Source organism: Pimelobacter simplex (genome assembly GCF_024662235.1).
Classification (GTDB): Bacteria; Actinomycetota; Actinomycetes; order Propionibacteriales; family Nocardioidaceae; genus Nocardioides.
Genome location: NZ_CP096276.1, coordinates 3,141,672 through 3,156,466, shown reverse-complemented (window position 1 = coordinate 3,156,466; position 14,795 = coordinate 3,141,672). Strand labels below are relative to the sequence as shown.

Annotated in this window: 16 protein-coding genes and 1 pseudogene; 16 read left to right on the top strand and 1 reads right to left on the bottom strand. The window is 72.4% G+C overall.

Annotation, left to right across the window (positions count from 1 at the left end; genetic code table 11):
• Positions 1-220: 220 nt before the first annotated feature.
• The 6 genes from ftsY (at position 221) to M0M48_RS15490 (ending at position 7,187) form a co-directional block, all read left to right on the top strand.
• On the top strand, positions 221-1,369 hold the full coding sequence (gene ftsY, locus M0M48_RS15515; RefSeq protein ID WP_215817227.1) for a signal recognition particle-docking protein FtsY: 1,149 nt from the start codon (positions 221-223) through the stop codon (positions 1,367-1,369).
• A gap of 123 nt (positions 1,370-1,492) precedes the next feature.
• Positions 1,493-2,857, top strand: coding sequence for an ammonium transporter (locus M0M48_RS15510; RefSeq protein WP_257751828.1), 1,365 nt, complete (start codon positions 1,493-1,495; stop codon positions 2,855-2,857).
• Entirely contained in the window at positions 2,854-3,192 is a 339-nt protein-coding gene (locus tag M0M48_RS15505) for a P-II family nitrogen regulator (protein ID WP_215817225.1), read from the top strand. Before M0M48_RS15510 ends, M0M48_RS15505 begins: the two co-directional genes overlap by 4 nt.
• 109 nt (positions 3,193-3,301) lie before the next feature.
• Positions 3,302-4,606 carry an ammonium transporter gene (locus M0M48_RS15500; protein ID WP_257751827.1) on the top strand — a complete coding sequence of 435 codons (1,305 nt, stop codon included), beginning with the start codon at positions 3,302-3,304 and terminating at the stop codon, positions 4,604-4,606.
• A complete protein-coding gene (locus M0M48_RS15495) occupies positions 4,603-4,941 on the top strand; it encodes a P-II family nitrogen regulator (protein ID WP_038680281.1) in 339 nt (112 codons plus the stop codon). Before M0M48_RS15500 ends, M0M48_RS15495 begins: the two co-directional genes overlap by 4 nt.
• A 17-nt stretch (positions 4,942-4,958) precedes the next feature.
• On the top strand, positions 4,959-7,187 hold the full coding sequence (locus tag M0M48_RS15490) for a [protein-PII] uridylyltransferase (RefSeq protein WP_257751826.1): 2,229 nt from the start codon (positions 4,959-4,961) through the stop codon (positions 7,185-7,187).
• On the opposite strand, the gene M0M48_RS15485 is transcribed toward M0M48_RS15490, so the two are convergent.
• On the bottom strand, positions 7,171-7,449 hold the full coding sequence (locus M0M48_RS15485; RefSeq protein WP_215817222.1) for a hypothetical protein: 279 nt from the start codon (positions 7,447-7,449) through the stop codon (positions 7,171-7,173). The genes M0M48_RS15490 and M0M48_RS15485 overlap by 17 nt on opposite strands.
• 68 nt (positions 7,450-7,517) lie before the next feature.
• On the opposite strand from M0M48_RS15485, the gene ffh reads away from it, so the two are divergent.
• The 10 genes and pseudogenes from ffh to lepB all read left to right on the top strand — a co-directional run bounded on the left by ffh (position 7,518) and on the right by lepB (position 14,789).
• Positions 7,518-9,095 carry a signal recognition particle protein gene (ffh, locus tag M0M48_RS15480; protein ID WP_215817221.1) on the top strand — a complete coding sequence of 526 codons (1,578 nt, stop codon included), beginning with the start codon at positions 7,518-7,520 and terminating at the stop codon, positions 9,093-9,095.
• Positions 9,092-9,463 (top strand): NYN domain-containing protein, encoded by a 372-nt coding sequence (locus M0M48_RS15475; RefSeq protein WP_215817220.1) that lies wholly within the window; start codon positions 9,092-9,094, stop codon positions 9,461-9,463. The genes ffh and M0M48_RS15475 overlap by 4 nt, the downstream gene beginning before the upstream one ends.
• Before the next feature lie 10 nt (positions 9,464-9,473).
• The gene (locus M0M48_RS15470) at positions 9,474-10,547 is read left to right on the top strand and encodes an amidohydrolase family protein (protein WP_215817219.1); all 1,074 of its coding nucleotides are present in this window, start codon (positions 9,474-9,476) and stop codon (positions 10,545-10,547) included.
• A gap of 165 nt (positions 10,548-10,712) precedes the next feature.
• A complete protein-coding gene (gene rpsP, locus M0M48_RS15465) occupies positions 10,713-11,204 on the top strand; it encodes a 30S ribosomal protein S16 (protein ID WP_215817218.1) in 492 nt (163 codons plus the stop codon).
• A gap of 4 nt (positions 11,205-11,208) precedes the next feature.
• Positions 11,209-11,448, top strand: coding sequence for an RNA-binding protein (locus M0M48_RS15460; RefSeq protein WP_215817217.1), 240 nt, complete (start codon positions 11,209-11,211; stop codon positions 11,446-11,448).
• Between the two features lie 134 nt (positions 11,449-11,582).
• The gene (gene rimM, locus M0M48_RS15455; protein ID WP_374585228.1) at positions 11,583-12,152 is read left to right on the top strand and encodes a ribosome maturation factor RimM; all 570 of its coding nucleotides are present in this window, start codon (positions 11,583-11,585) and stop codon (positions 12,150-12,152) included.
• Positions 12,149-12,826: pseudogene (gene trmD / locus M0M48_RS15450) on the top strand (tRNA (guanosine(37)-N1)-methyltransferase TrmD); the annotation flags it as partial. The gene rimM and the pseudogene trmD, both read left to right, overlap by 4 nt.
• Positions 12,827-12,943: 117 nt before the next feature.
• Entirely contained in the window at positions 12,944-13,318 is a 375-nt protein-coding gene (locus tag M0M48_RS15445; RefSeq protein ID WP_257754490.1) for a GNAT family N-acetyltransferase, read from the top strand.
• Positions 13,319-13,462: 144 nt separating this feature from the next.
• On the top strand, positions 13,463-13,825 hold the full coding sequence (rplS, locus tag M0M48_RS15440; protein ID WP_215817214.1) for a 50S ribosomal protein L19: 363 nt from the start codon (positions 13,463-13,465) through the stop codon (positions 13,823-13,825).
• An 88-nt stretch (positions 13,826-13,913) separates the two neighbouring features.
• Complete coding sequence (gene lepB, locus M0M48_RS15435; protein WP_215817213.1) at positions 13,914-14,789, top strand: signal peptidase I; 876 nt, start codon at positions 13,914-13,916, stop codon at positions 14,787-14,789.
• The last annotated feature ends 6 nt before the right edge of the window (positions 14,790-14,795 follow it).

Below are 14,795 nucleotides of genomic sequence, written 5' to 3'. Positions count from 1 at the left end.
CTCTCGGGCCCGCGCCTGCTGCGCGGTGCCGGCGACTCGATCTGGCGGCGTTCTCGCCGACTCGACCCACCCTCGGCCCCGCCTGCGGCCCGCCTTCGCGACTCGGCCTTGCCAGATCGGCCGCCGACACCGCTCGCGACGGCGCGGACCCGAGAGCCACGCCCTAGCCCAGCCACCAGCCGATTCCGGCGCCCGGGCGCGCGCGTGATGGGATACCCCCATGCAGGAATGGGTCTACCTCGTCATCGGTATCGCCGTGGTCGGCGTCCTCGCGATCGCCGGCTTCGTCGGCACGCGCGTACGGCGTACCGGGCGGCTGCCCGAGGACACCTCGACCGACGTCATCACCACCCCGGTCGAGACGCCCCCGGCGTCCACCGAGGCACCGGCGGCCGAGGCCCCGGTCGAGGCGGAGCCCGAGCCCGAGCCGGCCGCCCCGGCGGTCGAGACGCCGGAGAAGCCGGCCTCCCGCCTGGTCCGGCTGCGCCAGCGCCTGGCCGGCTCCAACGCGCTGGGCCGGGGTCTGCTCGGTCTGCTGAGCCGCGACCAGCTCGACGAGGACACCTGGGAGGCGATGGAGGACCTGCTCCTCGCCGCCGACATCGGCGTCGCGCCCACCCAGGAGCTCGTCGAGCGCCTCCGCACCCGCCTGCGTGTCGAGGGCGGCTCGACCCCCGACGCCCGCACCGTGCTCCGCGAGGAGCTCATCAACCTGGTCGACCCGGCCATGGACCGCGCGCTCAAGGTCAGCGGCGAGGGCGACCAGCCCGGCGTCGTCCTGGTCGTCGGCGTCAACGGCACCGGCAAGACCACCACCGTCGGCAAGCTCGCCCGGATCCTCGTCGCCGACGAGCGCACCGCCCTGCTCGCCGCCGCCGACACCTTCCGCGCCGCTGCCACCGAGCAGCTCGCCACCTGGGGCGACCGGGTCGGCGTCGAGGTCGTCCGCGGCCCCGAGGGCGGCGACCCCGCGAGTGTCGCCTTCGACGCGGTCAAGCAGGGCATGGACCGCGGCGTCGACACCGTCGTCGTCGACACCGCCGGCCGCCTGCAGAACAAGCAGGGCCTCATGGACGAGCTCGGCAAGGTCAAGCGCGTCATCGAGAAGCAGGCCCCGGTCACCGAGGTGCTGCTCGTCCTCGACGCAACCACCGGCCAGAACGGCCTGATCCAGGCCAAGGTCTTCTCCGAGGTCGTCGACGTCACCGGCATCGTGCTGACCAAGCTCGACGGCTCGGCCAAGGGCGGCATCGTGGTCGCCGTCCAGCGCCAGCTCGGCGTACCGGTCAAGCTGGTCGGGCTGGGCGAGGGCCCCGACGACCTCGCGCCGTTCGACGCGGCCGCGTTCGTCGACGCGCTGCTGGGCTGAGGCCGATCCCGGCGGCGGCGCTCGCCGCCGCCGTCACCGGACCGTAACGACCCGGCCGCACTCGTTACGACCCCGAAACAAGCGGCCGCGCGCCCCGAAACCTCCCCGGCCGAGGGTCGGGGCATGGAAAACGGCTACTACACCTGGATGCTGGTGTCGGCCTCGCTCGTCCTGTTGATGACCGCCCCTGGCCTGGCGCTCTTCTACGGCGGCATGAGCCGGACCAAGTCAGTCCTCAACATGATGATGATGTCGTTCAGTGCCCTCGGGGTCGTCGGCATCGTCTACGCCCTCTGGGGCTGGTCGATGTCGTACAGCACGACCTTCCTCACCGCGGACGGCGCGGCCGGCAAGGAGATCGGCAAGCTCTTCTCCAACCCGTTCACGCAGTTCGGCCTGGAGAAGACCGACCCCGCCAACTACGTCTTCGTCGCCTTCCAGCTGACCTTCGCGGTGATCACCGCGGCGCTCATCAGCGGTGCGGTGGCGGACCGGATGAAGTTCTCGGCGTGGCTGGTCTTCCTGCCGATCTGGGTGACGCTGTCGTACTTCCCGCTGGCCCACATGGTGTGGGGTGGGGGCTTCCTCAGCGGCGTGAAGGGCGGTCTGGCCGACCTGCTCTTCTCCGGTGAGGACGGCGCGGCGGTCGCGCCGATCGACTACGCGGGCGGCACCGTGGTGCACATCAACGCCGGTGTCGCGGGTCTGGTGCTCGCGCTGATGCTGGGCAAGCGGATCGGGTTCGGCAAGGAGCCGATGAAGCCGCACAACCTGACGCTGACGATGATCGGCGCCGGTCTGCTCTGGTTCGGGTGGTTCGGGTTCAACGTGGGCTCGATCGTCAACCTCGACGCCTACACCACCGAGACCGGTCTGGTCTGGCTCAACACGACGCTCGCCACCTGTGCGGCGATGATCGGCTGGCTCGCGATCGAGAAGCTCCGCGACGGGCACGCCACCTCGCTCGGTGCGGCCTCGGGTGTCGTCGCCGGTCTGGTCGCGATCACCCCGGCGTGCGGCAACCTCGTGCCCTGGAGCGCGATGGTGCTCGGTCTGGTCGCCGGCGGCCTGTGCGCCCTGGCGGTCGGCCTCAAGTACAAGCTCGGGTACGACGACTCGCTCGACGTCGTCGGCGTCCACCTGGTCGGCGGTCTGGTCGGCACGATCGGCGTCGGCTTCCTGGCCTCGAACAGCGGCGGCCTCCTCACCGGCGGCGGCCCGAAGCAGCTGGTCGTGCAGGTCGTGGTCGCGCTGTTCGCGATGGTCTGGTCGGCGATCGCCACGCTCGTGGTCGCGCTGCTGGTCAAGGCGGTCATCGGGCTCCGGCTCGACGACGAGTCCGAGGTCGAGGGCATCGACTACGCCGAGCACGGCGAGGCGGCGTACGACTTCGGCACGGGGGGCGGCGCCCGTCGTACCTCGTCGATCCTGGGCACGGCCTCGCCGGCGTCCGCACCCGCGCCCACCGCATCGGAGGTCAACGCATGAAGCTCGTCACCGCGGTCATCAAGCCGCACAAGTGGGAGGACGTCCGCGAGGCGCTGGAGGCGTTCGGCGTCGCGGGGATGACCGTCAGCGAGGTCTCCGGCTACGGCCGGCAGAAGGGTCACACGGAGGTCTACCGGGGCGCGGAGTACGACATCGCGCTGGTGCCGAAGATCCGGATCGAGATCGTCGTCGACGGGAGCGACGCCGCGGACGTGGTGGAGATCATCGCCAAGACCGCGCACACGGGCCGGATCGGCGACGGCAAGGTCTGGGTGAGCCCGGTCGACACGGTCGTCCGGGTACGGACTGGGGACAAGGACACCGCCGCGCTGTGAGGCCCACGAGGCCGGGGTCCGCCGTCGGCGGACCCCGGCTTCACCCATGTGTAACGCTCTCGGGAAGACCTGTTACACCCGCGAAACAAAGCGCCCGCACAGTGGGCGGATGCCCGATCTGCTCCTCGCCTCCGCCCCGGCGACCGCCGCCGGCGACACCGCCTGGCTGCTCGCCGCCGCGGCGCTGGTGCTGCTCATGGCGCCGGGTCTCGCCTTCTTCTACGGCGGGATGGTCCGCTCCAAGAGCGTGCTGAACATGATGATGATGGTCTTCGGGGCGCTCGCCGTGGTGATGGTGGTGTGGGTGCTCGTCGGCTACTCCCTCGCCTTCGGCGACGACCTCGGCGGCGGTCTGCTGGGGGACCCGACCCAGTACCTCGGCTTCCGGGACATGCTGGCTCCGGATCCCGACGCGGCGTACCCGATCACGATCTTCGCCGCCTTCCAGGGCCTGTTCGCGGTGATCACGGTCGGCCTCATCGCCGGCGCGATCGCCGACCGGACCCGGTTCGGTACCTGGCTGCTGTTCGCCGGGCTGTGGACGGTGCTGGTCTACGCGCCGGTCGCGCACTGGATCTTCGGCGGCGGCTGGATGCAGGAGCGGCTGGGCGCCCTCGACTTCGCCGGCGGTACGGCGGTCGAGATCAACTCCGGAGCCGCCGGTCTCGCCGCGGCGCTCGTGCTCGGCCGCCGGGTCGGCTTCGGCCGGGACCCGATGAAGCCGCACAACCTGACCCTCGTCATGGTCGGTGCGGGCCTGCTGTGGTTCGGCTGGTTCGGGTTCAACGCCGGCTCCGCGCTGGCCGCCGACAACACCGCGGCGATCGTCTTCGTCAACACGCTGCTGGCCGGGTGCGCCGGCCTGCTGGCCTGGCTCGGGGTCGAGCGCTTCCGCGACGGCCACGCGACGTCGTTCGGCGCCGCCTCGGGCGTCGTCGCGGGTCTGGTCGCGATCACCCCGTCGTGCGGCGCGGTGACGCCCATCGGCGCGATGCTCGTCGGCGTCGCGGCCGGTGCGATCTGCGCGCTGGCGGTGGGCCTCAAGTACACCTTCCGGTACGACGACTCGCTCGACGTCGTCGGCGTCCACCTGGTCGGCGGCCTGGTCGGCACGATCCTCATCGGCCTGCTCGCCTCGACCTCGGTGACCGGCGTCGACGGCCTGTTCTACGGCGGCGGCACCGGCCAGCTGGGCCGCCAGCTCGTGGCGGCCGGGGCGACGCTGGTGTTCTCGTTCGTGATGACCGCGCTGCTCGTGTGGGTGCTGGAGAAGACGGTCGGCTTCCGGGTCGACCCGGAGCACGAGGTGGCCGGTGTCGACCTGGCCATCCACGCCGAGACGGCGTACGACCTGCACACGACCGGTGGTGCTCGCCCCCATTTCGGTCCCGGGACTGGCACGCTGCACCCATGAAGCTGATCAGCGCGGTGGTCAAGCCGCACAAGTGGGAGGACGTCCGCCAGGCGCTCGAGGTCGTCGGCGTCACCGGGATGACCGTCAGCGAGGTGAGCGGCTACGGCCGGCAGAAGGGCCACACCGAGGTCTACCGCGGCGCCGAGTACGACATCGCGATGGTGCCCAAGGTGCGCATCGAGATCGTCGCCGACGACGCCGACGTCGACCGGATCGTCGAGACCATCACCACCGCCGCCCAGACCGGGCGCGTGGGCGACGGCAAGATCTGGGTGACCCCGGTCGAGTCCGTGGTCCGGGTCCGCACCGGCGACACCGGACCGGCCGCGGTCTAGCCCGCCCCAGGACCTGGATGACCGCCGCCGACCGCGCCGCCCGTACCGAGGCCGCCGACCTCCTCGCCCGCAGCGCGTACGACGGCGCGGGTGGTGCCGACGCCGGGACCGCCCTCGTCGCAGTGGGCGGCTACGGCCGGGGCGAGCTGGCGCCGTACTCGGACCTGGACCTGGTGCTCGTCGCCGACGAGGGTCTGCCCGAGGAGCAGTGGCGCGAGCTCGCCGGTCAGGTCTGGTACCCGCTGTGGGACTCCGGGCACCAGATCGACCACTCGGTGCGCACGCTGCCCGAGATGCTGGCCGCGGCCGAGGGGGACGTCCGGGTCGCCTCGGGGCTGCTCGACGTGCGCCACGTCGCGGGCGACCACAGCCTCGCGCTGCGCCTGCGCACGACCGTCCTGGCTCACTGGCGGCGCCAGGCCCGGGAGCGGCTGCCCGAGCTGCACGAGCTGGTCCGCAGCCGGCACCGGCTCGTCGGCGAGCTCGCGCACCTCTCGCTGCCGGACCTCAAGGAGGCCGAGGGCGGCCTGCGTGACGCGACGGTGCTCAAGAGCCTGACCGCGACCTGGCTGGTCGACGTACCGGCGGCGGACCTGGAGCGGTGCCGCCAGCAGCTCCTCGACGTCCGCGACCTGCTGCACGCCGCGGCGGGCCGGGCCACCGACCGGATCGCGCCCGAGCACTGGGCGCCGCTCGCCGAGGGGCTCGCACTACCGGACGAGGCGTCGGCACAGCGCTACGTGCGGGAGCTGGGACGCCGGGTCACCCACCTGTCGCGGCTGGCCTGGCGGCGTACCGACGACGCGCTGCGCCGGACGTCGGCCGCGCGACCCCGGCGGCCCGAGCTGATCCGGCTCGCGCCCGGCGTCGCGCTGTCCCAGGGCGAGGTCGTGCTCGACCGCGGCGCTCAGCCCGAGCGCGACCCGGTGCTCCTGCTGCGGGCGGCGGCCGAGGCCGCGGTGCGCGACGTCGTGCTCGCCCCGCCGACCGCGGCCCGGCTGGTCCGCGACTGCCCGCCGCTGCCCGAGCCGTGGCCCGACGAGGCCCGCCGCCAGCTGGTCCGCCTGCTCGCGGCCGGCCCCGGGCTGCTCGCCGTGTGGGAGACGCTCGACGAGACCGGTGCGCTCGACCGGATCCTGCCCGAGTGGGAGCGGATCCGGCTGCTCCCGCACGCCTCGGTCATCCACCGCTTCACCGTCGACCGGCACGTCGTCGAGACCTGCGTCGAGGCGGCGGCGCTGATCCGCGACGTCTCGCGCCCCGACGTCCTCGTCGTCGCGGCGCTGCTCCACGACATCGGCAAGGGCGGGCTGACCGAGCACAGCGTGGCCGGCGCCCCGATCGCCCGGGCGATCGCGGTGCGGATGGGCTTCGGCCCCGACGAGGCCGAGCTGATCGCGCGGCTCGTGCGCTGGCACCTGCTGCTCGCCGACGTCGCGACCACCCGCGACCCGGACGACCCCGCCACCGTCGAGGCCCTCACCGAGCACATCGACACCCCCGAGGCGCTCGCCCTGCTCACCGCGCTGACCGAGGCCGACGCCAAGGCGGCCTCGCCCAAGGCCTGGTCGTCGTGGCGGGCCGGGCTCGTGCTCGACCTGGCCCGGCGGGCCCGGGCGGTGCTGGAGCGGGGGAGCGCGCCGCCCGCGTTCGGCGACGAGGAGGTGCCGGTCCCGGCGGAGGTCACCGACGGCGAGGTCGCGATCAGCGTCGAACCGGTCGCCGACGGCTCCCGGGTGACCGTGGTGGCGCTCGACCGGGTCGGCCTGCTCGCCGACGTGGCCGCGCTGTTCGCGCTGCGCCGGGTCGGGATCCGCGCCGCGCGGCTGTGGGCACAGGGGGAGCACGCCGTCTCGGTCTGGGACGTCGACGCCGACCACCTCGACGTCGGTGCGCTGCGCGACCAGCTCGACGCGATCGTCGCGCGCCGGGTCGACCCGGCCGAGCGGCTCGCGCCCCGGCGCTCGCCCGGGGACCTCGACCCGGCGGTCGTCGTACGGCCGGAGGCGAGCGACCACGCAACCGTCATCGAGGTACGGGCGGCCGACCGGCTCGGCGTCGTGCACCAGGTCAGCGCGGCGCTCGCGGCGCTCGACATGACCGTGCGCTCGGCGCACATCTCCACGCTCGGACCGCAGGCGGTCGACGTGTTCTACGTGCAGGAGGCGGCGGCCGGCGGGCTCTCGGACACCCGGGCGGCCGAGGCCGCGCACGCCGTACGCCGGGCGCTCAGAGGCCCTTCTTGACCCTCACGACGCCCTTGGCCAGGTCGACGCGGACCGGCCGGTCGTCATCGTCGGGGTTGGGCGTGACCGCGCCCTGGTTGTCGTGCGACTTCAGGTCCCGGTCGGCCCGGGCGCGCGCGGGGTCGAAGACGTCGATGAAGTTGCCCATGCCGTCGGCCACGCCGCTGCCGGTCGGGCCGCCGCTGCGCAGCGTCCGGTGGCCCGCGAGGATGACGAGCACGAGCAGCAGGACGCCCGCTCCGGCGAAGACGGCGACGGTCATGCGGGGGAGTCTACGTCCCTCAACTAGAGTGGAGCCCGGCCGTTTTCCGTCTCCCTGAGGACTCGCTCTTGTTCGCCACATTGTCCGACCGCCTCACCGCGACCTTCAAGAACCTCCGCGGCAAGGGACGGCTCTCCGAGGCCGACATCGACGCGACCGCGCGCGAGATCCGCATCGCCCTCCTCGAGGCCGACGTCGCCCTGCCCGTCGTCAAGGAATTCGTCGCCGCGATCAAGGAGCGCGCCCGGGGCGAAGAGGTCAGCGGCGCGCTGAACCCCGCCCAGCAGGTCGTCAAGATCGTCAACGACGAGCTCGTCGCGATCCTCGGCGGCGAGACCCGCCGGCTGCGCTACGCCAAGTCCGGCCCGACCGTCATCATGCTCGCCGGCCTCCAGGGCGCGGGCAAGACGACCCTCGCGGCCAAGCTCGCGCTGTGGCTCAAGGAGCAGGGCAAGACCCCGATGCTCGTGGCCTGCGACCTGCAGCGGCCCAACGCCGTCCAGCAGCTCCAGGTCAACGGCGACAAGGTCGGCGTCCCGGTCTTCGCGCCCGAGCCGGGCAACGGCGTCGGCGACCCGGTCTCCGTCGCGAAGGCCTCGATCGAGGAGGCCAAGCGCAAGCTGCACGACGTCGTCATCGTCGACACCGCGGGTCGCCTCGGCGTCGACGCCGAGATGATGGCCCAGGCGGCCGGCATCCGCGACGCCGTCCAGCCCGACGAGGTGCTCTTCGTCGTCGACGCGATGATCGGCCAGGACGCGCTCGTCACGGCGCAGGCCTTCCTCGACGGCGTCGGGTACGACGGCGTCGTCCTGACCAAGCTCGACGGCGACGCCCGCGGTGGTGCCGCCCTCTCCATCCGCCAGGTCACCGGCCGCCCGGTCATGTTCGCCTCCTCCGGCGAGAAGATGACCGACTTCGACGTCTTCCACCCCGACCGGATGGCCTCGCGCATCCTGGACATGGGCGACGTCCTCACCCTGATCGAGCAGGCCGAGAAGGCCTTCGACCAGGAAGAGGCGATGAAGGCGGCCGAGAAGCTCTCCGGCGGCGACTTCACGCTCGACGACTTCCTCTCGCAGATGCAGCAGCTGAAGAAGCTCGGCTCGATGCAGAAGATCCTCGGGATGCTGCCCGGCATGGGCCAGATCCGCGAGCAGCTCGAGAACTTCGACGAGCGCGAGATCGACCGGGTCGAGGCGGTCATCCGCTCGATGACCCCCGCCGAGCGCGCCAACCCCAAGATCATCGACGGCTCGCGCCGCGCCCGGATCGCCAAGGGCTCGGGCCGCAACGTCTCCGACGTCAACCAGCTCGTCGACCGCTTCTTCGAGGCGCGCAAGATGATGATGCAGATGGCCAAGGGCGGCGGCATGCCCGGGATGCCCGGCATGCCGGGGATGCCCGGCATGGGCGGCCCCGGCGGCGGCAAGCGCGTCAGCGCCAAGCAGAAGGCCAAGCAGACCAAGGGCAAGGGCGCCCGCCGCTCCGGCAACCCGGCCAAGGCCGCCCAGGACGCCGCGGCCGCGAAGGCCAAGGCCGCCGAGGCCAAGCCGAACCCGTTCGGCATCGGCCAGGACATCGACTACGAGGCGGCCGCGCAGAACCTCGAGCTGCCCAAGGACTTCTCCAAGTTCCTCAAGTGAGCACGCTCATCGTCGACGGCGCCAACGTCGTCGGTGCGCGCCCGGACGGTTGGTGGAAGGACCGCGCGGGCGCGGCAGCCCGCCTGCACGAGCAGCTGCTCGTCGAGGACGTCGGCTACGACATCGTCGTCCTCGTGCTGGAGGGACAGGCCAAGGGCGGCGTCCGGGCCGGACGCGACGCCCACGTCCGTACCGTCCACGCCCCCAAGGACGGCGACGCGACGATCGTCGCCGAGGCGGCCAAGGCTGCCGAGAAGGGCGGCCGGGTCGTGGTCGTGACCGCCGACCGGGCGCTGGACGCCCGGGTGCACGGCGTCGGCGCGACCACGGTGTCACCGACCTGGCTGCTCTCCGCGCTGGGGCGATAGCGTCGGGCGCGTGAGTGCGCTGCGGTTCTCCGGTCCGGTCCTCCCCGACGGCGACGTCCGGGAGGTGTACGTCGTCGACGGCCACGTCACCTACGAGCGGCCCGCCGGCGCCGAGCTCGCCGGCGAGGGCTGGATCGTCCCCGGCCTGGTCGACGCCCACAACCACCTCGGGCTCGAGGACGGGGGAGCGGTCTCCGACGACGAGATCGAGCGGACCGCGATCGCCGACCGCGACAACGGCGTCCTGCTCACCCGCGACTGCGGCTCCCCGGCCGACACCCGCTGGGTCCAGGACCGCGAGGACCTGCCCCGCCTGATCCGCTGCGGACGGCACGTCGCCCGCACCCGCCGCTACCTGCGCAACTACGCCCACGAGGTCGAGCCCGACGCCCTGCCCGACATCCTCGGTGAGCAGGCCCGCGAGGGCGACGGCTGGGTCAAGCTCGTCGGCGACTGGATCTCGCGCGACGACGGCGACCTCACCCCCTCCTTCCCGGCCGACGCGGTCGCGGCGGCCATCGGCGTCGCCCACGCCGAGGGCGCCAAGGTGACCGCCCACTGCTTCGGCGCCGACTCCCTCGGCCCGCTCCTCGACGCCGGCATCGACTGCATCGAGCACGGCACCGGCCTGACCGAGGCCCACCTCGCCCAGATGGTCGCCCGGGGAGTGGCGCTCGTGCCGACGGTGCTGCAGACCAGCAAGTTCCCGGAGTTCGTCTCGGCCGCGCGGGACAAGTTCCCGGCGTACAGCACGACGATGGAGTCGCTCTACGCCACCCGGCGCGAGGTCCTCATGAGCGCCTACGATGCCGGCGTCGCGATGTACGTCGGCAGCGACGGCGGCGGCTCCTCGCGCCACGGCGTCCTGCACGAGGAGATCCTCGCGATGGCCGCGATGGGCCTGCCCAACGACTACGTCCTCGGCGCCGCCTCGTGGCGCGGCCGCGCCTGGCTCGGCTGGAACCCGGGCCTGGACGAGGGCGACCCGGCCGACTTCGTCGTCTACCCCCGCAACCCGGTCGAGGACCTGTCGGTGCTCGCCGAGCCGTCCCGGGTGGTGCTGCGCGGCAAGGTCGTCGCCTGATTTCAGCCTCGGCGCACCCCCGTGGCAGACTTGATCCTTGAGTTCTGCGCCATCCGGTCCCTCTCAACCGGTCGGTGCGGCGCCCATCGAGTCCGGGCCCCGGTGTTTCCCCACCTGGTCGCCCGCGCCTCACCCACCACGAAATCTCAAGGAGACACCACAAACGTGGCCGTCAAGATCCGTCTGAAGCGCCTGGGCAAGGTCCGGGTCCCGCAGTACCGCATCGTCATCGTCGACTCGCGCAAGAAGCGCGACGGCGCGGTGATCGAGGAGATCGGCAAGTACCACCCCAAGGAGGACCCGTCGTACATCGACGTCGTCTCCGAGCGGGCGCAGTACTGGCTGGGCGTCGGCGCGCAGCCGTCCGAGGCCGTCGAGGCGATCCTCAAGATCACCGGTGACTGGCAGAAGTTCAAGGGCATCGACGGCGCTGAGGGCACCCTCAAGGTCAAGGAGCCCAAGCGCGACAAGCTCGAGATCTTCAACGAGGCCCTCAAGGAGGCCGCCAACGAGCCCAAGGGCGCGGCGGTGACCAAGAAGGCCGACAAGAAGGCCGAGAAGGTGGAGAAGGCCGAGGAGAAGCCCGCCGAGGCTGCTGCCGAGACCCCCGCCGAGGAGCCGGCCGCCGAGGCCGAGGCTCCCGCCGAGGAGGCCTGAGCCGATGCTCGCTGACGCGCTGGAGCACCTCGTCCGCGGAGTGGTCGACCACCCCGACGACGTGGTCGTGCGCGACAAGCAGCTGCGGCGCGGGTCCGTGCTCGAGGTCCGGGTGCACCCCGACGACCTCGGCAAGGTGATCGGTCGGGGCGGCCGTACGGCCACTGCCTTCCGCACCGTGGTCTCCGCGATCGCCGGCAACAGCGGCACCCGGATCGACTTCGTCGACACCGACCGCCGCTAGCACTTTTGGCCGAGCGCGTCTCCGGCACTGCAGGGGGCAGCAAGCTGCCGTCGGGTGCCTCCCGCCGCGCTGCCGGCCTGAGCAGCCCCGCACCGATGTGCGGGGCTGCTCGCATTTCCGGGACAATGGTGCTCGTGGAGAGCATCGAGGTCGTCGTCGGCCGGATCGGCAAGCCGCACGGCATCCGTGGCGAGGTGACGGTCGACGTCCGCAGCGACGAGCCCGAGCGCCGGTACGCCGACGGCGCGGTGCTCCAGGCCGAGGCCCCCCGGGGCTCGGCGTTCGCGGCGCGCACGCTCACCGTGAGCCGGACCCGCTGGCACCAGGGCGTGCTGCTCGCGACCTTCGCCGAGCTCGGCGACCGCACCGCGGCCGAGGCGGCGCGCGGCGTGGTGCTGCGGGCCGCCGTACCGGCGGACGAGACGCCCGAGGACCCCGACGAGTTCTACGACCACCAGCTGATCGGCCTCGCGGTCTACGACGTCGAGGGCACCCACCTCGGCGAGGTCGCCGGGCTGACCCACGGCGCCCAGGACCTGCTGCGGGTCAAGACCCTCGACCGGCGCGAGGCGCTGGTCCCGTTCGTCAGCGCGCTGGTCCCCGAGGTCGACGTGGCCGGCGGCCGGGTCGTCGTCGCCGACCGCCCGGGCCTGGTCACGCCCTTCCCCGACGAGGCGGACGACGCGGACGGGGCCGAGGCGTGAGGCTCGACTACCTCACGATCTTCCCGGACTTCTTCGCGCCGCTCGAGCTCTCGCTGCCCGGCAAGGCCGCGGCGAGCGGACTGCTCGAGCTCGGCGTCCACGACCTGCGCGGCTGGACCCACGACCGGCACCGCACCGTCGACGACACCCCCTACGGCGGTGGCGCCGGCATGGTGATGAAGCCGGAGCCGTGGGGCGAGGCCCTCGCCGCGGTGGTCCGCCCGGGCATCACGGTCGTGTTCACCACCCCCTCCGGTGAGCGCTTCGACCAGCGTCTCGCCGAGGAGCTGTCCACCCGTGAGCACCTGGTCTTCGCCTGTGGTCGCTACGAGGGCATCGACCAGCGGGTGATCGACCACGCCCGCGAGATCGCCGAGGTCCGCGAGATCAGCCTGGGCGACTACGTCCTCAACGGCGGTGAGGTGGCGGCGCTCGCGGTGACCGAGGCCGTCGTCCGCCTGCTGCCGGGGTTCATGGGCAACGCCGCCTCGCTGGTCGAGGAGTCCCACGCCGCCGAGTCCGGCGGGCTGCTGGAGTACCCCGTCTACACCAAGCCCCGCACCTGGCAGGGCCGCGACGTCCCCGACGTCCTGCTCAGCGGCGACCACGGCGCGATCGCCCGCTGGCGCCACGCCGAGGCCGTACGCCGCACGGCCGAGCGCCGCCCCGACCTCCTCACGCCGTCCGTCCTCGACGACGGCACCCCGATCGTCCGCGCGGTCCCCGGCGACGCGGGCGAGCTGCTCACCCTGCAGCGCGCCTGCTGGGTCCAGGAGGCGATCGCCAACGACATGCTCGACATCCCCGCGCTGCACGAGTCGCTCGACGACGTCCGGGCCTGGCTGGGGGAGTGGGACACCTATGTCGTCCGACGCGCCGGGCGCCTGGTCGCCGCCGTCCGCGGACGCCTCGAGGGCGAGGCCGGGGACCGCTGGGACATCGGCCGGATCATGGTCGCCCCCGACCTCCAGGGCTCCGGGCTCGGCCGGGTGCTGCTGGAGCACATCCAGGCGGTCGCGCCGGCCGCGGCGACGTCGTACGTGCTGTTCACGGGGGCGGCCAGCGCCCGCAACCAGCGGATGTACAAGAAGGCCGGCTTCCGGCTGCGCACGGACCTGCCCTCGCCCCCGGGTGCCGTGGTGCTCACCAAGCGTCGCGAGCGCTGATTTCCGCGGCCCCGGGCTGCTGTGGGAGGATCGTCAGTCGGTGACGCGGACGCTTCTGCCACAGGGGAACCGCCGACCGTGTCGCCTCGATCCGTTTCCACCCACTGTTCCGCGGCTGACCTGTGCGCATTCGCGAGGAGAATCATGAGCAACCCCAGCCCCGCCGTGGTGACCGAGCTCGGCAACGCCGTCAAGCGCGACGACGTCCCGGCCTTCCGCGCCGGTGACACCGTCAAGGTCCACGTCAAGGTCATCGAGGGCAGCCGGTCCCGCGTCCAGGTCTTCCAGGGCGTCGTGATCCGGGTCCACGGTTCCGGCATCGGCCGTACCTTCACCGTCCGCAAGGTCTCCTTCGGCGTCGGTGTCGAGCGGACCTTCCCGCTCCACTCGCCGATCTTCGAGTCCATCGAGGTCGTCACCCGCGGTGACGTTCGTCGCGCCAAGCTCTACTACCTGCGCAACCTGCGCGGCAAGGCCGCCAAGATCAAGGAGCGCCGGGAGGCCTGAGCCTCTCCCGCCCTGCCGAAGGCCCGACCTGGACTCCAGGTCGGGCCTTCGTCGTTCCTGCTGGGGCCGCCTCCTAGACTCGCACCTTGTGACGAACGACGAGACGCCGCCGGAACCCGCCGACCAGGCGCCGGCCGCTGCGGAGGACGACGCGGCAGACGACGCGGCCCCCGCGAAGCGGGAGCGCAAGCACCTCCCGGTCTGGCAGGAGAGCATCCTGCTGCTCGTCGTGGCCCTCGGTCTGGCGATCGTGATCAAGGCGCTGTTCGTCCAGGCGTTCTACATCCCGTCGGAGTCGATGGAGCCGGGTCTGGTCAAGAACGACCGGATCCTCGTGCAGAAGGTCTCCTACTGGTTCGGCGGCTCCCCCCAGCGCGGGGACGTCGTCGTCTTCGAGGACCCGGGCCAGTGGCTCGGCCCCTCCGACGAGCAGGGCCCCACCGGCATCGCCAACCTGCTCTCCAAGGTCGGCCTGTACCCGACCGGCGGCCACCTGGTGAAGCGCGTCATCGGCACCGAGGGCGATGTCATCGAGTGCTGCGACAAGCAGGGCCGGATCAAGATCAACGGCAAGCCGCTCGACGAGCCCTACCTCAACAAGGACCCGGGTGAGTGCCACGCGGCGCTCTTCGACGACTGGTCGATCACCAAGGACTCCGCCCTGTCGGGTCCCTGCGACTGGATCATCGGCCCGATCCCCAAGGGCAAGCTGCTCGTGCTCGGCGACAACCGTGCCCACTCGGCCGACTCCCGGGCCCACCTGTGCTCGCCGGACGACGATCCGTGCACCCAGAGTCCCTGGGTCGACAAGAGCCTGGTCGTCGGCAAGGTCTTCACCCTGATCTGGCCGCGCGACCGCTGGCGCTGGATCACCCGCCCCGACACCTTCGACGCCATCCCGGACAGCCCGCCGGCCGACCTGGTCAAGAAGGCCGAGAAGGCCGACGCGGTCCCCGGGACCTAGGAGGGG

Coding starts and splice junctions, on each gene's coding strand:
- ftsY (WP_215817227.1), top strand. CDS start 221: ATGCAGGAATGGGTCTACCTCGTCATCGGTATCGCCGTGGTCGGCGTC.
- M0M48_RS15510 (WP_257751828.1), top strand. CDS start 1,493: ATGGAAAACGGCTACTACACCTGGATGCTGGTGTCGGCCTCGCTCGTC.
- M0M48_RS15505 (WP_215817225.1), top strand. CDS start 2,854: ATGAAGCTCGTCACCGCGGTCATCAAGCCGCACAAGTGGGAGGACGTC.
- M0M48_RS15500 (WP_257751827.1), top strand. CDS start 3,302: ATGCCCGATCTGCTCCTCGCCTCCGCCCCGGCGACCGCCGCCGGCGAC.
- M0M48_RS15495 (WP_038680281.1), top strand. CDS start 4,603: ATGAAGCTGATCAGCGCGGTGGTCAAGCCGCACAAGTGGGAGGACGTC.
- M0M48_RS15490 (WP_257751826.1), top strand. CDS start 4,959: ATGACCGCCGCCGACCGCGCCGCCCGTACCGAGGCCGCCGACCTCCTC.
- M0M48_RS15485 (WP_215817222.1), bottom strand. CDS start 7,449: ATGACCGTCGCCGTCTTCGCCGGAGCGGGCGTCCTGCTGCTCGTGCTC.
- M0M48_RS15460 (WP_215817217.1), top strand. CDS start 11,209: ATGCTCGCTGACGCGCTGGAGCACCTCGTCCGCGGAGTGGTCGACCAC.
- M0M48_RS15445 (WP_257754490.1), top strand. CDS start 12,944: ATGCTCGACATCCCCGCGCTGCACGAGTCGCTCGACGACGTCCGGGCC.
- rplS (WP_215817214.1), top strand. CDS start 13,463: ATGAGCAACCCCAGCCCCGCCGTGGTGACCGAGCTCGGCAACGCCGTC.